General features: G+C 67.3%; 15 protein-coding genes. 1 reads left to right on the plus strand and 14 read right to left on the minus strand.

The genetic code is table 11. The features are described 5' to 3' along the window. Positions 1 to 7 precede the first annotated feature (7 nt). The 5 genes from rpsJ to rpsL all read right to left on the minus strand — a co-directional run bounded on the left by rpsJ (position 8) and on the right by rpsL (position 5,275). Positions 8 to 316 (minus strand): 30S ribosomal protein S10, encoded by a 309-nt coding sequence (gene rpsJ / locus ACN20G_RS09375; RefSeq protein WP_003948644.1) that lies wholly within the window; start codon positions 314 to 316, stop codon positions 8 to 10. 604 nt (positions 317 to 920) lie between these two features. Beyond that, positions 921 to 2,114, minus strand: coding sequence for an elongation factor Tu (gene tuf, locus ACN20G_RS09380; protein ID WP_424212278.1), 1,194 nt, complete (start codon positions 2,112 to 2,114; stop codon positions 921 to 923). A 150-nt stretch (positions 2,115 to 2,264) separates the two neighbouring features. After that, on the minus strand, positions 2,265 to 4,391 hold the full coding sequence (gene fusA / locus ACN20G_RS09385; RefSeq protein ID WP_424212279.1) for an elongation factor G: 2,127 nt from the start codon (positions 4,389 to 4,391) through the stop codon (positions 2,265 to 2,267). A 39-nt stretch (positions 4,392 to 4,430) separates the two neighbouring features. After that, positions 4,431 to 4,901 carry a 30S ribosomal protein S7 gene (gene rpsG / locus ACN20G_RS09390; RefSeq protein WP_424212280.1) on the minus strand — a complete coding sequence of 157 codons (471 nt, stop codon included), beginning with the start codon at positions 4,899 to 4,901 and terminating at the stop codon, positions 4,431 to 4,433. Positions 4,902 to 4,903: 2 nt separating this feature from the next. Then, the gene (gene rpsL / locus ACN20G_RS09395) at positions 4,904 to 5,275 is read right to left on the minus strand and encodes a 30S ribosomal protein S12 (protein ID WP_007265893.1); all 372 of its coding nucleotides are present in this window, start codon (positions 5,273 to 5,275) and stop codon (positions 4,904 to 4,906) included. A gap of 333 nt (positions 5,276 to 5,608) precedes the next feature. Between rpsL and ACN20G_RS09400 the strand changes: the two genes are divergently transcribed. Further along, positions 5,609 to 7,126 carry a DUF6056 family protein gene (locus tag ACN20G_RS09400; protein ID WP_424212281.1) on the plus strand — a complete coding sequence of 506 codons (1,518 nt, stop codon included), beginning with the start codon at positions 5,609 to 5,611 and terminating at the stop codon, positions 7,124 to 7,126. Positions 7,127 to 7,217: 91 nt separating this feature from the next. On the opposite strand, the gene ACN20G_RS09405 is transcribed toward ACN20G_RS09400, so the two are convergent. From ACN20G_RS09405 to secE, 9 genes are all read right to left on the minus strand, one after another. Next, positions 7,218 to 11,117, minus strand: a complete 3,900-nt coding sequence (locus ACN20G_RS09405; RefSeq protein WP_424212282.1) for a DNA-directed RNA polymerase subunit beta' — start codon at positions 11,115 to 11,117, stop codon at positions 7,218 to 7,220. Between the two features lie 133 nt (positions 11,118 to 11,250). After that, positions 11,251 to 14,733: a DNA-directed RNA polymerase subunit beta gene (rpoB, locus tag ACN20G_RS09410; RefSeq protein WP_424212283.1), complete on the minus strand. Its 3,483-nt coding sequence runs from the start codon at positions 14,731 to 14,733 to the stop codon at positions 11,251 to 11,253. A 525-nt stretch (positions 14,734 to 15,258) separates the two neighbouring features. Next, positions 15,259 to 15,642 carry a 50S ribosomal protein L7/L12 gene (gene rplL / locus ACN20G_RS09415; protein WP_424212284.1) on the minus strand — a complete coding sequence of 128 codons (384 nt, stop codon included), beginning with the start codon at positions 15,640 to 15,642 and terminating at the stop codon, positions 15,259 to 15,261. 110 nt (positions 15,643 to 15,752) lie between these two features. Then, positions 15,753 to 16,283, minus strand: a complete 531-nt coding sequence (gene rplJ, locus ACN20G_RS09420) for a 50S ribosomal protein L10 (RefSeq protein ID WP_424212285.1) — start codon at positions 16,281 to 16,283, stop codon at positions 15,753 to 15,755. A 316-nt stretch (positions 16,284 to 16,599) separates the two neighbouring features. Beyond that, a complete protein-coding gene (locus tag ACN20G_RS09425) occupies positions 16,600 to 17,505 on the minus strand; it encodes an LppX_LprAFG lipoprotein (protein ID WP_424212286.1) in 906 nt (301 codons plus the stop codon). A 200-nt stretch (positions 17,506 to 17,705) separates the two neighbouring features. Beyond that, positions 17,706 to 18,434, minus strand: a complete 729-nt coding sequence (gene rplA, locus ACN20G_RS09430; protein ID WP_424212287.1) for a 50S ribosomal protein L1 — start codon at positions 18,432 to 18,434, stop codon at positions 17,706 to 17,708. Between the two features lie 83 nt (positions 18,435 to 18,517). Beyond that, positions 18,518 to 18,952: a 50S ribosomal protein L11 gene (gene rplK / locus ACN20G_RS09435; protein WP_424212288.1), complete on the minus strand. Its 435-nt coding sequence runs from the start codon at positions 18,950 to 18,952 to the stop codon at positions 18,518 to 18,520. 170 nt (positions 18,953 to 19,122) lie between these two features. After that, entirely contained in the window at positions 19,123 to 20,061 is a 939-nt protein-coding gene (gene nusG / locus ACN20G_RS09440; RefSeq protein WP_424212289.1) for a transcription termination/antitermination protein NusG, read from the minus strand. An 80-nt stretch (positions 20,062 to 20,141) separates the two neighbouring features. Continuing rightward, positions 20,142 to 20,423 carry a preprotein translocase subunit SecE gene (gene secE, locus ACN20G_RS09445; RefSeq protein WP_424212290.1) on the minus strand — a complete coding sequence of 94 codons (282 nt, stop codon included), beginning with the start codon at positions 20,421 to 20,423 and terminating at the stop codon, positions 20,142 to 20,144. Between the last annotated feature and the right edge of the window lie 40 nt (positions 20,424 to 20,463).

A 20,463-nucleotide genomic window follows, 5' to 3' on the forward strand; every position in this document is an offset into this window, starting at 1 on the left:
GTGCCTCTCAGAGCTTGATCTCGATGTCAACGCCGGCCGGAAGGTCCAGGCGCATCAGCGAGTCAACGGTCTTGGGCGTCGGGTCGAGGATGTCGATCAGGCGCTTGTGCGTGCGCATCTCGAAGTGCTCGCGCGAGTCCTTGTACTTGTGCGGCGACTTGATGACGCAGTACACGTTCTTCTCAGTGGGCAGCGGCACCGGGCCCGCGACCGACGCACCAGTGCGCGTCACCGTCTCGACGATCTTCTTCGCCGAGGAGTCGATGACCTCGTGGTCGTAGGCCTTGAGCCGGATGCGGATCTTCTGTCCCGCCATGGCTACTTCGTAGTCCTTTGTCTCAATGGAACGCTCTGGTACTCGGTCGGCTGCCTGTTCGGCCGCTTCTCTCCGACCCACGCGGTCGGGCGTGTCGCACTCCCGCCAAGCAAAAATCCCATGCGGAATTTCCCTGCTTCGAGGGGGTGCGATCCGTCACGGACCGCGGCCGGGGGAGAAACACCCACCGAGTGCCTGGTGAGAGCCCCGCCCACGCTTCCCGGAAGATTCCCGTACGTCCGCCTCAGCGCTGCCCCGAAAGACAGATGAGACGACGAGTACTGTGGGACTCGCTTCCGGTCCTCCCGGCGGGAGGCGCGCAGCATCGGCACTCAACCGAGCAACCCGACCAGTCTGCCATACGAGACTCGTACTGCGCCAATCGGGCCTTACAGCGTACCCCGCGACGATCAGTGGGCAAACCATTCCGGGGCCCCAACTCCCGCCCCGAACAGGCCGGATGTCGCGAATGTGAGCTGCCCCACGAGGACCTCGCGGCCCGCCGACGCCCGGGAACGCCGAAGGGCCCCCGCCGGCCGCTCACGCGGTCGACAGGGGCCCTTCTTGGTGCTCTGGAGAGCTACCAGGTCAAACCGTCAGGTGATTACTTGACGATCTTGGTGACCTGGCCGGCGCCCACGGTCCGGCCACCCTCACGGATGGCGAACTTCAGGCCCTCTTCCATGGCGACGGGCTGGATGAGCTTGACGTTCATCTCGGTGTTGTCGCCCGGCATGACCATCTCGGTGCCCTCGGGGAGGGTCACGACGCCGGTCACGTCGGTGGTGCGGAAGTAGAACTGCGGGCGGTAGTTGTTGAAGAACGGGGTGTGACGGCCACCCTCGTCCTTCGACAGGATGTAGGCCTGGGCCTCGAACTCGGTGTGCGGGGTGACCGAACCGGGCTTGATGATGACCTGGCCGCGCTCGACGTCCTCGCGCTTGATGCCGCGGAGGAGCAGACCGACGTTCTCGCCGGCCTGGCCCTCGTCGAGCAGCTTGCGGAACATCTCGATGCCGGTGACCGTGGTGGTGGTCTTCTCTTCCTTGATGCCGATGATGTCAACGGTCTCGTTGACCTTCAGCACACCACGCTCGATGCGACCGGTGACGACGGTGCCACGACCGGTGATCGTGAAGACGTCCTCGACGGGCATCAGGAACGGCTTGTCGACGTCACGCTCGGGGGTGGGGATGGACTCGTCCACCGCGGCCATCAGGCCGAGCAGCTTCTCGCCCCACTCCTTGTCGCCCTCGAGGGCCTTGAGCGCGGAGACCTGGACGACCGGAAGGTCGTCGCCCGGGAACTCGTACTCGGAGAGGAGCTCACGGACCTCGAGCTCGACGAGCTCCAGGATCTCCTCGTCGTCCACCATGTCGGCCTTGTTCAGGGCGACGACGATGTACGGAACGCCGACCTGGCGGGCCAGGAGCACGTGCTCCTTGGTCTGCGGCATCGGGCCGTCGGTGGCGGCGACCACGAGGATGGCGCCGTCCATCTGCGCGGCACCGGTGATCATGTTCTTGATGTAGTCCGCGTGACCGGGGCAGTCGACGTGGGCGTAGTGACGCGCCTCGGTCTGGTACTCGACGTGCGCGATCGAGATCGTGATACCGCGCTGGCGCTCCTCGGGAGCCTTGTCGATCTGGTCGAAGGCCGAGGCCTCGTTCAGGTCCGGGTACGCGTCGTGCAGCACCTTGGTAATGGCGGCCGTGAGGGTCGTCTTACCGTGGTCGATGTGACCGATGGTGCCGATGTTGACGTGCGGCTTAGTCCGCTCGAACTTCGCCTTCGCCACTGTGGTCCTCCTGGAGTGGTTCTGTACGCCTTACTCATCGGCGCCAGGTGATCTTTGCTGGGATGCCGGTTCCCCCGGGGCAGCGCGGAGCGGTGGCTCCTGCTGCCCCGGAGGCTCCGGTGACAAGCCTAAAGCGTGTACTCGGGAGAGTTACTCGCCCTTGGCCTTCGCGATGATCTCCTCGGCGACGTTCCGGGGAACCTCGGCGTAGGAGTCGAACTGCATCGAGTAGCTTGCGCGACCCGAGGTCTTGCTGCGGAGGTCGCCGACGTAGCCGAACATCTCCGAGAGCGGCACCAGACCCTTGACGATCCGGGCGCCCATGCGCTCCTCCATGGCCTGAATCTGGCCACGGCGGGAGTTGATGTCGCCGATGACCTCGCCCATGTAGTCCTCGGGCGTGGTGACCTCAACGGCCATCATCGGCTCGAGGAGCACGGGGGAAGCCTTGCGCGCGGCCTCCTTGAAGGCCTGCGAACCGGCGATCTTGAAGGCGAGCTCCGAGGAGTCGACCTCGTGGTAGCCACCGTCGTGAAGGATGACACGGACACCGGTCATCTCGTAGCCGGCGAGGATGCCGAACTGCATGGCCTCCTGCGCGCCCGCGTCCACCGAGGGGATGTACTCACGGGGGATGCGGCCACCGGTGACCTTGTTCACGAACTCGTAGGCCGCCTCGCCGCCCTCGATCGGCTCGATGCCGATCTGGACCTTGGCGAACTGGCCCGTGCCACCGGTCTGCTTCTTGTGCGTGTAGTCCACGCGCTCGACGGCCTTGCGGATCGTCTCGCGGTAGGCCACCTGCGGCTTGCCGACGTTGGCCTCGACCTTGAACTCACGGCGCATGCGGTCGACGAGCACCTCGAGGTGCAGCTCGCCCATGCCGCCGATGATGGTCTGGCCGGTCTCCTCGTCCGAGTGGACCTGGAAGGAGGGGTCCTCCTCCGCGAGACGCTGGATGGCGACACCCAGCTTCTCCTGGTCGCCCTTGGACTTGGGCTCGATCGCGACCTGGATGACCGGGGCCGGGAAGTCCATGGACTCCAGGATGACCGGCTGCTTCTCGTCGCACAGCGTCTCACCGGTGGTGGTCTGCTTGAGACCCATCACGGCGATGATGTCGCCGGCGCCCACCGACTCGATCTCCTCACGCTTGTTCGCGTGCATGCGGTAGATCTTGCCGATGCGCTCCTTCTTGCCCTTCACGGAGTTCAGCACCGCGGTGCCGGAGTCCAGGCGGCCCGAGTAAACCCGGACGAAGGTGAGCTTGCCGAGGTGCGGGTCGCTCATGATCTTGAACGCGAGCGCGGAGAGGGGCTCCTCGTCCGACGGCTTGCGCTTGACGACCTCGTCCGGGTTGTTGACGGCGTGGCCCTCGATGGCCTCGACGTCAAGCGGGGACGGGAGGTAGCGCACGACCGCGTCGAGCAGGGGCTGGACGCCCTTGTTCTTGAACGCGGTGCCACAGAACACCGGGGTGACCGTGGTGTCCTCGGACTTGCCGGTGGTGATGGTGATGCGACGGATCGCGGCCATCAGCTGCTCCTCGGTGGGCTCTTCGCCCTCGAGGAACATCTCCATCAGCTCTTCGTCGTGCTCCGACACCGTCTCGATGAGCTTGGCGCGCCATTCCTCGGCGGCCTCGGTGTGGGTGGCGGGGATGTCGACGACGTCGTACATCTCACCCTTGGCGGCCTCGGCGGACCACACGAGGGCCTTCATGCGGACCAGGTCGACAACGCCCTGGAAGTCCGCCTCGGCCCCGATGGGGAGCTGCATGACGATCGGGACCGCGCCGAGGCGGTTCTCGATCATCTCGACGCAACGGTGGAACTCGGCGCCGGTGCGGTCGAGCTTGTTGACGAAGCAGATGCGCGGCACGCCGTAGCGGTCGGCCTGACGCCACACGGTCTCGGACTGCGGCTCCACACCCGCGACACCGTCGAACACGGTGACGGCACCGTCGAGCACGCGGAGCGAACGCTCCACCTCGACGGTGAAGTCGACGTGCCCGGGGGTGTCGATGATGTTGATGGTGTGGTCGACGTCCTCGAGCGGCCAGTGGCAGGTCGTCGCGGCGGACGTGATCGTGATGCCGCGCTCCTGCTCCTGCTCCATCCAGTCCATCGTGGCAGCGCCGTCGTGGACTTCACCGATCTTGTACGAGACGCCGGTGTAGAACAGGATCCGCTCGGTGGTGGTCGTCTTGCCCGCGTCGATGTGGGCCATGATGCCGATGTTGCGCACCTTGGCCAGGTCAAGCGAAGTGGTAGCCATGAGGCTCGATCTTCTCTCGGTCTCGATAGGGGGGTTCGACTACCAGCGGTAGTGGGCGAAGGCCTTGTTGGACTCGGCCATCTTGTGCGTGTCCTCACGCTTCTTGACGGCGGCGCCAAGACCGTTCGACGCGTCCAGCAGCTCGTTCATGAGGCGCTCGGTCATGGTCTTCTCGCGGCGGGCGCGGGAGTAACCGACGAGCCAACGCAGCGCGAGGGTGGACTGACGACCGGGCTTGACCTCGATCGGGACCTGGTAGGTCGCGCCACCGACACGGCGGGACTTGACCTCGAGGGACGGCTTGACGTTCTCCAGCGCGCGCTTCAGCGTGATGACCGGGTCGTTGCCGGTCTTCTCGCGGAGGCCCTCCATGGCGCCGTAGACGATGCGCTCGGCGGTGGAGCGCTTGCCGTTCAGGAGGAGCTTGTTGATGAGCGAGGTCACCAGAGGAGAACCGTAGACCGGGTCGATGATGACCGGGCGCTTCGGGGCGGGGCCCTTACGAGGCATTCTTACTTCTCCTTCTTGGCGCCGTAGCGGCTGCGGGCCTGCTTGCGGTTCTTGACAGCCTGCGTGTCAAGCGCACCGCGGATGATCTTGTAACGAACACCCGGCAGGTCCTTCACACGGCCACCACGCACGAGCACGATCGAGTGCTCCTGCAGGTTGTGCCCCTCACCCGGGATGTAAGCGGTGACCTCGATGCCGGAGGTCAGGCGAACACGCGCGACCTTCCGCAGCGCCGAGTTCGGCTTCTTCGGGGTGGTGGTGAACACACGCGTGCAGACGCCGCGGCGCTGGGGCGATGCCTCAAGCGCGGGCGTCTTCGTCTTCTCGACCTTGTCCTGCCGGCCCTTGCGGACCAGCTGCTGGATCGTAGGCACTACTTCTCCGGTTTCTGTGTGCCGTCTGTAAAACTAACCTGGAACTCGCCCGACCCACGCGGTCGGGTGTGTCGCGCCCGGCGGACTTCCGCAGCGACGGAAAAAACGCTCGGGAGCTGTGGCCTTCGGAACTCGCGTGCGGCAGTGGACACGCACGGGAACCCAGGCACACCCCAGGCACAAGGTCTGAGCGTACCTACCTCATCCATCCCGGTCAAAACAAATGCTCGCGGGCCCCTTCCGAGGCCCATCGAGCCACCCCCTCGTCAAGGGGTCTCGGTCCTAGACTACGCACGGCCGGACGGCCCCCGTCCCCCCACGTGAAAGGCCCGCATGACCCCCGAAACCCTTCCCCCGCGGCTGCGCGGACCGCTTCGGATCGCGGCGGCCGCGATCGCGGTGGCGGCGGCGGCGCTGGTGGCCGTCGGCTGCTTCCTGGCCCTGTACGTGCGCCCGACCTCGGACGACTGGTGCGCCGCCTGGAAGGCCCGTGACATGGGCGTTCTCGGGATCGTCGGCGATTTCTACACCACCCAGAACGGCCGGGTCACCAACGCGTTCCTGAGCGGGATCATCTACGCGGACGGGATCACCGGCCCCAAGGTGCTGCCCACCGTGATCGCCCTCTCGCTCGGCGCCGGACTGGTGCTGCTGGCCCGCGCCGGACTCCGTTCGACGGGGCTCCGGGCCCCCCTCGCGGTCCTCGTCGCCGGCTCCGCCGTGATCGTGGCCCTGTTCTGCTTCGCCGGCACCCGCGTGTACCAGGCGCTGCTGTGGGCGCCCGCGACCATCTCGCACACCCTCCCCGCCGTCATCGGCGTCTGGGCCGTGCTGGTGGGCGTGTGGGGCGCCCGCAGCCCCCGTCCCGGGGTCCGCCGGACGGCCCTGGCCGTCACCGCGCTGCTCGCGTTCGGCATCGGCACCCTCAGCGAGCCCTTCACCATCGTCGGCGGGCTGATCCTGGGCACCGCCGGTCTGCTCGCCCTCCCCCGGGTCGGCCTGGCCCGCACCTGGTGGCCGTTCACCTGGGCCGCCGTGTGGTGCGTCACCAGCCTGATCGGGCTGGCCGTGCTCTACACCTCCCCCGGCGCCCGCTGGCGCCGCTCGGTGCAGCCGCCGGCCGACTCCATGTTCTCCGGCGAGGCCCTGGGCAAGTCCTGGGACGACTGGCTGCGGATCTGGGGCACGATCTGGGGGCAGCCGGCCTACCTGGGAGCCCTCGCCGTCGGCCTGCTGATCGGCCTGGCCCTCACCCGCCTCCCCCGCGCCGAGGCCGCCGCCGAGGCCGATTCGGGAGCCGGCGCGGACCGCCCGGGCACCGGGCCGCGGGCGCTCGTGATCCTGCTGCCCGTCCCGGTGCTGGCCCTGGGCTCCTTCGTCGTCGCCATGGCCCTCAACTCCAGCTACGGGCCCAACGGCTGGACCTTCGCCCGCACCTGGAACAACTTCCTCGTGCCCTTCCTGATGGCCCTGTGCCTGTACGGGGTGCTCCTCGGCCGGCTGCTCGCCCGCCGGCTCCCCCGCGCCGTCGACGGGGTCCGGCCCCGGATCCTGCCGCTCGCCCTCGCCGGCGGCCTCGTGACCGCCCTGACCCTGCTCTCGGTCGCGGCCCTGGTGCAGCCGGTGCGGGACCTCACCACCGCCACCGTCTCCCGCTCCCTGACCTGGGACCGGCAGGACGAGCGGATCCGCGCCCTCGCGGCCCGCGGCGAGCGCGACGTGGAGTACCGGCCCTCGTACATCGGCGGCCTGGCCGAGCCCTACTTCACGAAGAACGAGGCCAAGGACTGGGTCGCCCAGTGCGTCGCGGAGTACTACGGCGTCGACCGCGTCCACAAACCCGCCGAGTAGCCCGGCACGACGAAGCCCCCCGCCCCTTCCTCACGGAAGGGACGGGGGGCTTCTTCACACTCCTCGGGCGCTCTCACGCCCCGGAGGCGACTCAGCCGTTGTACGGGCCGTAGTCGTAGTCCTCCAGCGGGACGGCCTGGCCGGAGCCGGAGCCGAACGGCGAGTAGTCGATGTCGTCGTAGCCGACGGCCGAGTACATCGCGGCCTTGGCCTCCTCGGTGGGCTCCACCCGGATGTTGCGGTAGCGGGACAGACCCGTACCGGCCGGGATGAGCTTACCGATGATGACGTTCTCCTTGAGGCCGATCAGGGAGTCCGACTTGGCGTTGATCGCCGCGTCGGTGAGCACCCGGGTCGTCTCCTGGAAGGACGCCGCCGACAGCCAGGACTCGGTCGCGAGCGATGCCTTGGTGATACCCATCAGCTGCGGACGGCCGGAGGCGGGGTGACCGCCCTCGGTGACCACACGACGGTTCTCGGTCTCGAAGCGCGAACGCTCGACGAGCTCGCCCGGAAGCAGCTCGGCGTCGCCGGACTCGATGATCGTCACGCGGCGGAGCATCTGCCGGATGATGATCTCGATGTGCTTGTCGTGGATCGACACGCCCTGCGAGTTGTACACCTTCTGGACTTCGCCCACGAGGTGGACCTGCACGGCGCGCTGGCCGAGGATGCGGAGCACGTCGTGCGGGTTGGTGGCACCCGCGGTGAGCTTCTGGCCCACCTCGACGTGGTCGCCCTCGGTCACCAGGACCTTGGCACGCTTGGAGATCGGGAACGCCGTCTCCTCGGTGCCGTCGTCCGGGGTGACGACGAGCTTCTTGGTCTTCTCGGTCTCCTCGATCCGCACGCGGCCGGAGGCCTCGGAGATCGGGGCGACACCCTTCGGGGTACGGGCCTCGAAGAGCTCGACGACACGCGGCAGACCCTGCGTGATGTCGTCACCGGCCACACCACCGGTGTGGAAGGTACGCATCGTCAGCTGGGTGCCGGGCTCACCGATGGACTGGGCGGCGATGATGCCGACCGCCTCGCCGATGTCGACCAGCTTGCCGGTGGCCAGCGAGCGGCCGTAGCAGAAGGCACAGGTGCCGACCGCGGACTCACAGGTCAGGACCGAGCGGGTCTTGACCTCCTCGACGCCGTTCGCGATGAGCGCGTCGATGAGCACGTCGCCGAGGTCCACGTTGGCCGGCGCGATGACCTTGCCGTCGATGACGACGTCCTCGGCCAGCATGCGGGCGTACACGGAGGTCTCGACGTCGTCCGCCTTGCGCAGGACACCCGTCTCGTCCTTGGAACCGATCCGCAGCTTCAGACCGCGCTCGGTGCCACAGTCCTCCTCGCGGATGATCACGTCCTGCGAGACGTCCACCAGACGACGGGTCAGGTAACCCGAGTCGGCGGTACGCAGGGCGGTGTCGGCCAGACCCTTACGGGCACCGTGGGTGGAGATGAAGTACTCCAGCACCGACAGGCCCTCACGGAACGAGGCCTTGATCGGACGCGGGATGGTCTCGTTCTTCGCGTTCGACACCAGACCGCGCATACCCGCGATCTGCCGCATCTGCATCATGTTTCCTCGGGCGCCCGAGTCGACCATCATGAAGATGGGGTTGGTCTTGGGGAAGTTCGCGTTCATCGCCTCGGCGACCTCGTTGGTCGCCTTGGTCCAGATCGTGATCAGTTCCTGCGTGCGCTCCTGCTTGGTGATCAGGCCGCGCTCGTACTGCTTCTGGACCTTCTCGTCCTGCGCCTCGTAGCCCGCGACGATGGCCTTCTTGGCCTCGGGCACGACGACGTCGGAGATGGCCACGGTGACGCCCGAACGGGTCGCCCAGTGGAAGCCGGCCGCCTTCAGGTTGTCGAGCGTCGCCGCCACGATCACCTTGGGGTAGCGCTCCGCCAGGTCGTTGACGATCTCGGAGAGCTGCTTCTTGCCCACCGAGTAGTCGACGAACGGGTAGTCCTCGGGCAGCAGCTCGTTGAAGAGCGCGCGACCCAGGGTGGTCCGCAGACGGAAGCTGTCGCCCGGCTGGAACTCCTGCTCGCCCTCCTCGGCCACCGGCGCGACCCAGCCGCGCGGCGGGATGGTGCCCACCGGGAAGCGGATGTCGACCGAGGACTGGAGCGCCAGCTCGCCGCCGTCGAACGCCATGATCGCCTCGGCCGTGGAGCCGAAGGACCGGCCCTCGCCCTTGACGTCGCGGAGCTCGCCGTCGGTGGTGAGGAAGAACAGACCGAGGACCATGTCCTGGGTCGGCATCGTCACCGGACGGCCGTCGGCGGGCTTGAGGATGTTGTTCGAGGACAGCATCAGGATGCGGGCCTCGGCCTGCGCCTCCGCGGAGAGCGGCAGGTGGACGGCCATCTGGTCACCGTCGAAGTCCGCGTTGAACGCGGTGCAGACGAGCGGGTGGATCTGGATGGCCTTGCCCTCGACCAGCTGCGGCTCGAATGCCTGGATGCCGAGGCGGTGCAGCGTGGGCGCACGGTTCAGCAGCACCGGGTGTTCGGCGATGACCTCTTCGAGGACGTCGTACACGACGGTGCGGCCACGCTCGACCATGCGCTTGGCCGACTTGATGTTCTGCGCGTGGTTCAGGTCGACCAGGCGCTTCATCACGAACGGCTTGAAGAGCTCCAGCGCCATGGCCTTGGGCAGACCGCACTGGTGCAGCTTGAGCTGCGGGCCGACGACGATGACGGAACGCGCCGAGTAGTCGACTCGCTTGCCGAGCAGGTTCTGACGGAAACGACCCTGCTTGCCCTTGAGCATGTCGCTCAGGGACTTCAGCGGACGGTTGCCGGGGCCCGTGACCGGGCGACCGCGACGGCCGTTGTCGAAGAGGGCGTCGACCGCCTCCTGGAGCATCCGCTTCTCGTTGTTCACGATGATCTCGGGGGCACCGAGGTCGAGCAGACGCTTCAGACGGTTGTTGCGGTTGATCACGCGGCGGTACAGGTCGTTCAGGTCGGAGGTCGCGAAGCGGCCACCGTCCAGCTGCACCATCGGACGCAGGTCCGGCGGGATGACCGGCACGCAGTCCAGCACCATGCCCTTGGGGCTGTTGCTGGTCTGCAGGAACGCGGAGACGACCTTGAGGCGCTTGAGCGCGCGGGTCTTCTTCTGGCCCTTGCCGGTGCGGATGATCTCGCGGAGGCGCTCGGCCTCTTCCTCGAGGTCGAAGGACTCCAGGCGCTTCTGCAGCGCGGCGGCGCCCATCGAACCGTCGAAGTAGGTGCCGAAGCGGTCGCGCAGCTCGCGGTAGAGCAGCTCGTCGCCCTCGAGGTCCTGGACCTTGAGGTTCTTGAAGCGGGCCCACACCTCGTCGAGGCGGTCGATCTCGCGCTGCGCGCGGTCACGGAGCTGCTTCATCTCGCGCTCGGCGCCTTCGCGCACCTTGCGGCGCACGTCGGCCTTGGCGCCCTCGGCCTCGAGCTCGGCCAGGTCGGTCTCGAGCTTCTTGGCCCGGCCTTCGAGGTCGGAGTCGCGGCGGTTCTCGATCTGCTGGCGCTCGACGGAGACGTGCGCCTCCAGGGACGGGAGGTCGCGGGTGCGGCGCTCGTCGTCCACGAACGTGATCATGTACGCGGCGAAGTAGATGACCTTCTCGAGGTCCTTCGGCGCGAGGTCCAGCAGGTAGCCCAGGCGCGAGGGGACGCCCTTGAAGTACCAGATGTGGGTGACGGGAGCGGCGAGCTCGATGTGGCCCATCCGCTCACGGCGCACCTTGGCGCGCGTGACCTCTACGCCACAACGCTCACAGATGATGCCCTTGAAGCGGACACGCTTGTACTTGCCGCAGTAGCACTCCCAGTCCCGGGTCGGACCGAAGATCTTCTCGCAGAAGAGTCCGTCCTTCTCGGGCTTCAGGGTGCGGTAGTTGATGGTCTCCGGCTTCTTGACCTCGCCGTGGGACCAGGTACGGATGTCGTCCGCGGTGGCAAGGCCGATCCGCAGCTCGTCGAAGAAGTTGACGTCGAGCACTGTGCGTCAATCCCTCTTTCGGGGTCGTGTCTCTGATCAGTGGTCTGTGGAGATCCCGCCGGGACCCGATGGGGTCGGCCGGCGGGAGGGGCCAGGGGCGGCGGGGGCTCTTTCGAGAGCCCCCACCGGCCACTCAGACCTCTTCGACGCTGCTCGGCTCTCGCCGGGACAGGTCGATACCGAGCTCCTCCGCCGCGCGGAAGACGTCCTCGTCCGTGTCGCGCATCTCGATGGACATGCCGTCCGAGGACAGCACCTCCACGTTGAGGCAGAGCGACTGCATTTCCTTGATGAGCACCTTGAAGGACTCGGGAATGCCCGGCTCGGGAATGTTCTCGCCCTTGACGATCGCCTCGTAGACCTTCACGCGGCCGGTGACGTCGTCGGACTTGATGGTCAGCAGCTCCTGGAGGGCGTAGGCGGCGCCGTAAGCCTCCAGCGCCCACACCTCCATCTCGCCGAAGCGCTGGCCACCGAACTGCGCCTTACCACCCAGCGGCTGCTGCGTGATCATCGAGTACGGACCGGTCGAACGGGCGTGAAGCTTGTCGTCGACCAGGTGGTGGAGCTTGAGGATGTACATGTACCCGACCGAGACCGGGTCCGGGAACGGCTCGCCGGAGCGGCCGTCGAACAGGCGGGCCTTGCCGGACGGGAGCACCATGCGCTCGCCGTCGCGGTTCGGGATGGTGTGCTGGAGCAGACCGGCCAGCTCGTCCTCGCGGGCGCCGTCGAAGACCGGGGTCGCGACGTTGGTGCCGGGGGCGACCTGGTCCGCGCCGATCGCCTGGAGGCGCTGCGCCCACTCGTCGGCGAGACCGGAGACGTCCCAGCCGCGGCTGGCGAGCCAGCCGAGGTGGATCTCCAGCACCTGTCCCGGGTTCATTCGGGACGGGACGCCGAGCGGGTTGAGGATGATGTCGACCGGGGTGCCGTCCTCAAGGAAGGGCATGTCCTCGATCGGAAGGATCTTGGAGATGACACCCTTGTTGCCGTGGCGGCCGGCGAGCTTGTCACCGTCGGTGATCTTGCGCTTCTGGGCCACGTAGACGCGCACCAGCTGGTTCACGCCCGGGGGAAGCTCGTCCCCCTCCTCGCGGTCGAAGACGCGGACGCCGATGACCTTGCCGATCTCGCCGTGGGGCACCTTCAGGGAGGTGTCACGGACCTCGCGCGCCTTCTCGCCGAAGATCGCGCGGAGCAGGCGCTCCTCCGGGGTGAGCTCGGTCTCGCCCTTGGGCGTGACCTTGCCGACCAGGATGTCGCCGGCGACGACGTCCGCGCCGATGCGGATGATGCCGCGCTCGTCGAGGTCGGCGAGGACCTCCTCGGAGACGTTCGGGATGTCCCGGGTGATCTCCTCGGGGCCCAGCTTGGTGTCACGGGCGTCGACCTCGTGCTCCTCGATGTGGATCGAGGAGAGGACGTCGTCCTGCACGAGGCGCTGCGACAGGATGATCGCGTCCTCGTAGTTGTGGCCTTCCCACGGCATGAACGCCACGAGGAGGTTCTTGCCGAGGGCCATCTCGCCCTCTTCGGTCGCCGGGCCGTCGGCGAGGACCTGCGACTCGACGATGCGGTCGCCCTCGTTGACGATCACCTTCTGGTTGACCGAGGTGCCCTGGTTCGAGCGGGAGAACTTGGCGACGCGGTACGTGGTGTACGTGCCGTCGTCGTTGGCGACGGTGACGTAGTCGGCCGAGACCTCCTGGACCACACCGTCCTTCTCCGCGCGGATCGAGTCACCGGCGTCGACCGCACAGCGGTACTCCATGCCGGTGCCGACGAGCGGGGCCTCCGCCTTGATGAGCGGAACGGCCTGGCGCATCATGTTCGCGCCCATGAGGGCGCGGTTGGCGTCGTCGTGCTCCAGGAAGGGGATCATCGCGGTGGCGACGGACACCATCTGGCGCGGCGAGACGTCCATGTAGTCGACTTCGGTGCCGGGCACGTAGTCGACCTCGCCGCCGCGGCGACGGACGAGGACGCGGGGCTCGGCGAAGCGGAGGTCCTCGTCCAGGCGCGCGTTGGCCTGGGCGATGACGAACCGGTCCTCCTCGTCGGCGGTCAGGTAGTCGACCTCGTCGCTGACCTGGCCGTCGATCACGCGACGGTAGGGGGTCTCGACGAAACCGAACGCGTTGACGCGACCGTAGGACGCGAGCGAGCCGATCAGACCGATGTTCGGGCCTTCGGGGGTCTCGATCGGGCACATGCGGCCGTAGTGCGAGGGGTGCACGTCACGGACCTCGAAGCCGGCCCGCTCACGCGAGAGGCCACCGGGACCCAGCGCCGAGAGACGACGCTTGTGCGTCAGACCCGACAGCGGGTTGTTCTGGTCCATGAACTGCGACAGCTGGCTGGTGCCGAAGAACTCCTTGATGGAGGCGACGACCGGCCGGATGTTGATCAGGGTCTGCGGCGTGATCGCCTCGACGTCCTGGGTGGTCATGCGCTCGCGCACGACGCGCTCCATACGAGCCAGACCCGTGCGGACCTGGTTCTGGATGAGCTCGCCGACGTTGCGCAGACGACGGTTGCCGAAGTGGTCGATGTCGTCGACCTCGACCACGATCTGCGTGCCGTTCTCGCCGACCGTCTCGGTCTCGCCCGCGTGGAGCTTGACCAGGTACTTGATGGTGGCGATGACGTCGTCGGTGGTGAGCACGCCGGCGTCCAGCGGCTCGTCCGCGCCGAGCTTCTTGTTCACCTTGTAGCGGCCGACCTTGGCGAGGTCGTAGCGCTTCGGGTTGAAGTAGAGGTTCTCGAGCAGCGTCTGAGCGGCCTCGCGGGTCGGCGGTTCGCCCGGACGCAGCTTGCGGTAGATGTCCAGGAGCGCGTCGTCCTGGCCCTGGGTGTGGTCCTTCTCCAGGGTGGCGCGCATGGACTCGTACTGGCCGAACTCGTCCAGGATCTGCTCGGTGGTCCAGCCGAGGGCCTTGAGCAGGACGGTCACGGACTGCTTGCGCTTGCGGTCGATGCGGACACCGACCATGTCGCGCTTGTCGACCTCCATCTCCAGCCAGGCACCCCGGGACGGGATGATCTTGGCGGAGAAGACGTCCTTGTCGGAGGTCTTGTCGATGGAGGAGTCGAAGTAGACGCCCGGCGAGCGGACCAGCTGCGACACCACGACACGCTCGGTGCCGTTGATGACGAAGGTGCCCTTGTTCGTCATGAGCGGGAAATCGCCCATGAAGACCGTCTGGGACTTGATCTCGCCGGTCTCGTTGTTGGTGAACTCGGCGGTGACGAAGAGCGGGGCCGCGTACGTGAAGTCGCGCTCCTTGCACTCGTCCACGGAGTTCTTCGCGGGCTCGAACCGGTGGTCGCGGAAGGTCAGCGACATCGACCCGGAGAAGTCCTCGATCGGCGAGATCTCCTCGAAGATCTCTTCAAGACCGGACTTGGTGGGGACGTCCTGGCCACTCTCCAGAGCGGACTCGACGCGGCTCTTCCAGGCGGCGTTGCCGAGCAGCCAGTCAAAGCTCTCGGTCTGCAGCGCCAGGAGGTTGGGAACCTCGAGGGGTTCCTTGATCTTTGCAAAGGAGATGCGCAGCGGGGCAGTGCCGGCACCGTTGTTCGTATTGGTCGAGGCGTTGCGCGAGGCGGCCAAGAGGGGGTCCTTCCGAGGGCTCGGACTCACTACGCGCGTACCGGTCCCAGTCGGCCACTGAAGGAAAACCCCAGATCAGGGGCGATCAATCGGAAGTGGACGAGCGTGGACAGACCCCTGGCGACGGGCAGGGGGCAGCTAACAGGCAGCGCAAAGGGACAGTGTAGCCACTTGGCTCACTGATGTCCAGACCAGGTTCCCGGAGTCCGGCAACAGGCATTCCCCTTGTTGTTCGACCGCGGCACTCCCGCACACGGAGCGCATATCAGTACTGCCCTCTTCGTAGCCGATCCATGCCTCGGATTCGGATCGACTGGCGACGGTCCTGAGAATTGCGCGACTCGTGCCGTTCGTCAAGGGCCCTGCTCCGAGCGGCCCATCCCGGGACCCCCGCCCGGAGGCATCGAAGATCACCATACTCCCCAACGAGGACAGGGCACACCAGGCACTGTGGGTACGCCGAAGGGCGACCACCCATGAGGGTGATCGCCCTTCGTCAGAGGCCGTCAGGCGGCCTCGGAGGTGTTACTTGACCTCGACGCCCGCACCGGCGGCCTTGAGGGCCTCGGCGGCCTTGTCAGCGGCCTCCTTGTTGACCTTCTCCAGGACCGGCTTCGGGGTGCCGTCCACGAGGTCCTTGGCCTCCTTCAGACCCAGGGAGGTCAGCTCGCGCACGACCTTGATGACCTGGATCTTCTTGTCGCCGGCACCGGTGAGGATGACGTCGAACTCGTCCTTCTCCTCAGCGGCCTCGGCCGGGGCACCGGGGACACCGGCGGCGGCGACGGCGACCGGGGCGGCGGCGGTGACGTCGAACTTCTCCTCGAACGCCTTCACGAACTCGGCGAGCTCGATGAGGGTGAGCTCCTCGAACTGCGCGAGCAGGTCTTCCTGAGACAGCTTCGCCATGATGGGCGATCCTTCCACTAATTCGGCAGGTGCCGGATGTACAGAGAGGCGGGCGTGACGGCCCGCTGTGACCCGCGCACTAGGCGGCGCGGATCATTGCGCGAGCCGAATTACTCGGCACCGCCCTGCTCGTCGCGCTTGACGCGGAGAGCCTCCACGGTGCGGACGAGCTTCGACGGGAGCGCCTGGAAGAGCGCCGCAGCCTGGGACTGCTTGCCCTTCATGGCACCCGCCAGCTTGGCGAGCAGAACCTCGCGGGACTCGAGGTCCGCGAGCTTCTTGATCTCATCGGCGGAGAGCGCCTTGCCATCAAGGACACCCGCCTTGATGATGAGATTCGGGTTCTCCTTGGCGAAGTCACGCAGGGCCTTCGCCGACTCCACCGGGTCACCGGTGACGAAGGCGACCGCGGTCGGACCAGCGAAGTGCTCGTCCAGTGCGGTGATCCCGGCCTGGTTGGCCGCAATCTTGGTCAGCGTGTTCTTCACCACGGCGTACTGGGCGTTCTCACCGAGCGAACGACGCAGCGTCTTGAGCTGCGCCACGGTGAGACCCCGGTACTCGGTCAGCACAGCGGCGTTCGAGCTGCGGAACTGGTCCTCAAGCTCGGCCACCGAGGCAGCCTTGTCGGGCCTTGCCATGAGCGTCGGCCTCCTTCCGGGTGATGAGGACCGCGCGGAAGGAACTCAACACAGCAAAACGCCCCGAGCGCAGGCGCACGGGGCTTCAGCTCCACCGACCGGAGTCGGGAACTTCTTTCCGGTGTCACCTGCGCGGGTCGTTCGCATCGAGCGAATCCTTCGGCCACCGTTTCCTCACGGACACGGCAACGACCTGCGGTCTTTGGCTTCTCGACGAGAGTACGCGACCCGTCCCCCGATCGCCAAATCGCCTCCCGTCACCCCACCGGAGCAGGCTCCCGGCCGGTTCCTCGACCGGCCGGGGCCCGCGCGGGGCTCAGGCGCCGCCGCCCTCTTCCTTCATCATCGCGGCGAGGTCGAGGACCTTGTCGCCGGTCGGTGCCTTGACGGCCGGGGCCTTGTCGATGTCGGTGAACCTCATCGTCACGTCGACCGGGCCCTCCTCGCTCCGGCCGACCATCTTGACCTGCCGGGTCATGCCGTCCTCCCCGATCCAGACGTCCATCGTGAGGTCGCTCAGGCCGAACTGCTTGATCTGGGCCGCCAGCTTGTCCCGATTGGCCTTGTCGGCGGCGCTCTCGCCCTCCTTGGCCTTCAGCACGTCGCTCTCGCTGAGCTTGCCGCTGAGCCGGGTGGTCTTCACCCCGTCCACGGTCTCCTCGCCGACGATCCGGAGGTCCTTGGCGCCCGCGAGCGGACCGGCCTGGGCGCCCGGGCCGGCCGTGCCCTGGGTCTCCGCCGCGCCGGCCTTGGCGCCGAGGCCCTTCAGCTTGTCCTGGAACTTCGGGTCGTCCTTCATGGCCTTCATGTCGAACTTCAGGTACTGGCCGTCCGCGCCCATGTACATGGCCTCGTCGACGAGGACGATCTCGACCTTGCCCTCGGTGCCGCCCGTCATGGTCATGTGCATCGCCATCGGCTCGGTGTGCAGGTCGATGGTCTGCTCGAAGGCGGTGCCCGCGACCGTGCCCTTGCCCAGCATGCGGAAGGACTTGACCTGCTCCCCGCGCTTGCCGGCCTTCTCCAGGAAGGAGGCCGGGGTCGCCTGGACCGGCTTGTCGGCGGCCGGGGTCTGCGAGGCGGAGGCGGACGGGGCGGCGGCCTTCGCGTCCTTCTTGTCGGTGTCCCCGCACCCGGTGGCCAGACCGGCCAGCAGGGCCACGGAGACCGCGGCCGTGGTCAGACGGGCTCGGCGAGTGGTGCGGACGCGCTGCACGCGCATGGTGGGGTCCCTCCCGTGATCATGTGGTTCTGATGTGAACCTTAGGGACGGGTGGGGCCGGAAGGCGCGGGTATTTCGGGCACGGAAATCGTGCTTTCGGCCGGGACCGTCCCGGGTGGTGGGCCGGAAACGGGGACGGGCCCCGCGCCTTCCGTGAGGGAAGGTGCGGGGCCCGTCGAGCCACTCGCGAGTCGTCGGACTCAGACCGCGGCCGGGTCCTCGGCCTCGAGGAGGTTCCGGGTGCGGTTCGGGTCGAGCTGGATGCCCGGGCCCATCGTGGAGGCCAGGGCGGCCTTCTTGACGTAACGGCCCTTGGCCGCCGACGGCTTCAGACGAAGGATCTCGTCCAGGGCCGCGGCGTAGTTCTCGACCAGCTGCTCATCGGAGAAGGAGACCTTGCCGATGATGAAGTGCAGGTTCGAGTGCTTGTCCACACGGAACTCGATCTTGCCGCCCTTGATCTCGGTGACGGCCTTGGCGACGTCCATGGTGACGGTGCCGGTCTTCGGGTTCGGCATGAGGCCACGGGGACCGAGCACGCGGCCGAGGCGGCCGACCTTGCCCATGAGGTCCGGGGTGGCGACGACCGCGTCGAACTCGTTCAGACGCTGGCCCTTGGCGATCTCGGCGATCAGCTCGTCGCTGCCGACGATGTCGGCGCCGGCGGCTTCCGCGGCCGCAGCACGGTCACCGGTCGCGAAGACCAGGACCCGGGCGGTCTTACCGGTGCCGTGCGGGAGGTTCACGGTGCCGCGGACCATCTGGTCGGCCTTGCGCGGGTCGACACCCAGGCGGAAGGCAACCTCGAGGGTCGCGTCGAACTTGACCGAGGAGATCTCCTTGGCGAGACGGACGGCCTCGAGCGGGGCGTACAGCTTCTCCCGGTCGATCTTGGCGTCCGCAGCGCGGAGAGTCTTGCTGCGCTTCACTTCTGCTCCTGTGTTGTTCAGGCGTGGAGTCGTGGTACGGGCCTGCGCGGGCCCTGCCACTGGTGGTGCTGGAGGGGGCTGAATCAGCCTTCGACCGTGATGCCCATGGAACGGGCGGTGCCGGCGATGATCTTCTCGGCGGCGTCGAGGTCGTTGGCGTTCAGGTCGGGCATCTTGGTGGTGGCGATCTCCCGGACCTGGTCGCGCGTGAGCTTGGCGACCTTGGTCTTGTGGGGCTCGCCGGAGCCCTTCTCCACGCCCGCGGCCTTCAGGATGAGGCGCGCGGCCGGCGGGGTCTTGGTGATGAAGGTGAAGGAACGGTCCTCGTAGACCGTGATCTCCACCGGCACGACCATGCCACGCTGCGACTCGGTCGCGGCGTTGTAGGCCTTGCAGAACTCCATGATGTTGACGCCGTGCTGACCCAGCGCGGGGCCGACCGGCGGAGCCGGGTTGGCCGCACCGGCCTTGATCTGGAGCTTGATGAGCCCCGTGATCTTCTTCTTCTTGGGAGGCATTGCTCTCTCCGGGTCCTAGTGAGAGTGTTCCTGCCCCCGATCCGGTCATCCGGATGGAGGCATACCGCACCACGATAACGGGTATCGGTGCGGAGCCTGAAACCGCGCAGGTCAGACCGCCTGTGAGGGGCGGTCTGACCTGGGCGGAAAGCGTGTGGCCGGAAGAACCGTCAGTTCTTCTGGATCTGGTCGAAACTCAGCTCGACCGGGGTCTCGCGACCGAAGATCTCCACGAGGCCCTTGACCTTCTTCGAGTCCGGGTTGATCTCGTTGATGGTGGCCTGGAGGGTCGCGAAGGGGCCGTCGGTGACGGTGACCGAGTCGCCGACCTCGAAGTCCAGCACCTGGATCTCGCGCTTGACGGCGGGCGCCGGGCGGCCCTCGGCCTCGGCGGCCTCGCGGTCCGCCTTCTCCTTGGCCTCGGGGGCGAGCATCTTGACGATCTCGTCGAGGGTCAGCGGGTACGGGTCGTAGGCGTTGCCCACGAAGCCGGTGACGCCGGGCGTGTTGCGCACGACGCCCCAGGACTCGTTCGTCAGATCCATCCGGACGAGCACGTAGCCGGGCAGCTTGTTCTGCCGGACGTTCTTGCGCTCGCCGTTCTTGATCTGGACGATCTCCTCCTCGGGGACCTCCGCCTGGTAGATGAACTCCTCGACGTTGAGGGAGACGGCGCGCTGCTCCAGGTTCGCCTTCACGCGCTTCTCGTAGCCCGCGTAGGTGTGGATGACGTACCACTCGCCGGGCAGCAGGCGCAGTTCCTCGCGCAGGGCCTGGACCGGGTCGACGGGGGCGGCCGGCTCGACGGCGGCCTCCTCGACCTCTTCCTCGGCCTCTTCGGCGTCCTCGTCCTCGTCGGCCTCGTCGACCTCTTCGTCGGCGTCCTCGACGGCCTCATCGGCTTCGTCGGCGTCCGACTCGTCCTCGACCTCGACCTCGTCCGCGGCGTCCTCGACGTGCAGCGCCTCGACCTCGGCGGCCTCGCCGGCCTCGATGTCGGCGGCCTCAGCCTGGTCGGGGTCCACGGCGTCCGCAGCCTCGACGATGTCGAGCTGGTCCTCGACGGACTCGACGGAGTCGTGGCTCGCGTTCAGGTTCGGGTCAGACACGGTGGCTGCTTCTTCCTGCAAAAGGTGGTGGAACATGCGAAAAGGGGCGGCAGCCATCATGGCGCCGCCCTCCGCGGGGATCAGCCGAAGACGAACTTGATGGCTTCCGAGAACCCATAGTCAATCACGGTCACCAGACCGATCATGATGACGACGAAGACGATCACCACGGTGGTGTACGTCGTCAGCTGGTTGCGCGTGGGCCAGACGACCTTGCGCAGCTCGGCGACGATCTGGCGGTAGAAAAGCGCGAGGCGGCCCAGAGGGCCCTTCTTCCCACGCTTCCCGCCCTTGCGGGACTTACGGTCGCGGGTCTCGTCCTCGGCATCAGGCATGTCGATGGAGCCCAAGGCGTCCGTCACGTCTCTCACCTGAATCCGGGTCATGGCCGTGCCGCGCCCG

This window comes from Streptomyces dryopteridis, from assembly GCF_049606955.1.
In the GTDB taxonomy this organism is placed as follows: domain Bacteria; phylum Actinomycetota; class Actinomycetes; order Streptomycetales; family Streptomycetaceae; genus Streptomyces.

Bases quoted from the DNA above. Each gene is read 5' to 3' on its own strand.
- rpsJ (WP_003948644.1), bottom strand. From the start codon at position 316: ATGGCGGGACAGAAGATCCGCATCCGGCTCAAGGCCTACGACCACGAG.
- fusA (WP_424212279.1), bottom strand. From the start codon at position 4,391: ATGGCTACCACTTCGCTTGACCTGGCCAAGGTGCGCAACATCGGCATC.
- rpsG (WP_424212280.1), bottom strand. From the start codon at position 4,901: ATGCCTCGTAAGGGCCCCGCCCCGAAGCGCCCGGTCATCATCGACCCG.
- ACN20G_RS09400 (WP_424212281.1), top strand. From the start codon at position 5,609: ATGACCCCCGAAACCCTTCCCCCGCGGCTGCGCGGACCGCTTCGGATC.
- rplL (WP_424212284.1), bottom strand. From the start codon at position 15,642: ATGGCGAAGCTGTCTCAGGAAGACCTGCTCGCGCAGTTCGAGGAGCTC.
- rplJ (WP_424212285.1), bottom strand. From the start codon at position 16,283: ATGGCAAGGCCCGACAAGGCTGCCTCGGTGGCCGAGCTTGAGGACCAG.
- ACN20G_RS09425 (WP_424212286.1), bottom strand. From the start codon at position 17,505: ATGCGCGTGCAGCGCGTCCGCACCACTCGCCGAGCCCGTCTGACCACG.
- rplK (WP_424212288.1), bottom strand. From the start codon at position 18,952: ATGCCTCCCAAGAAGAAGAAGATCACGGGGCTCATCAAGCTCCAGATC.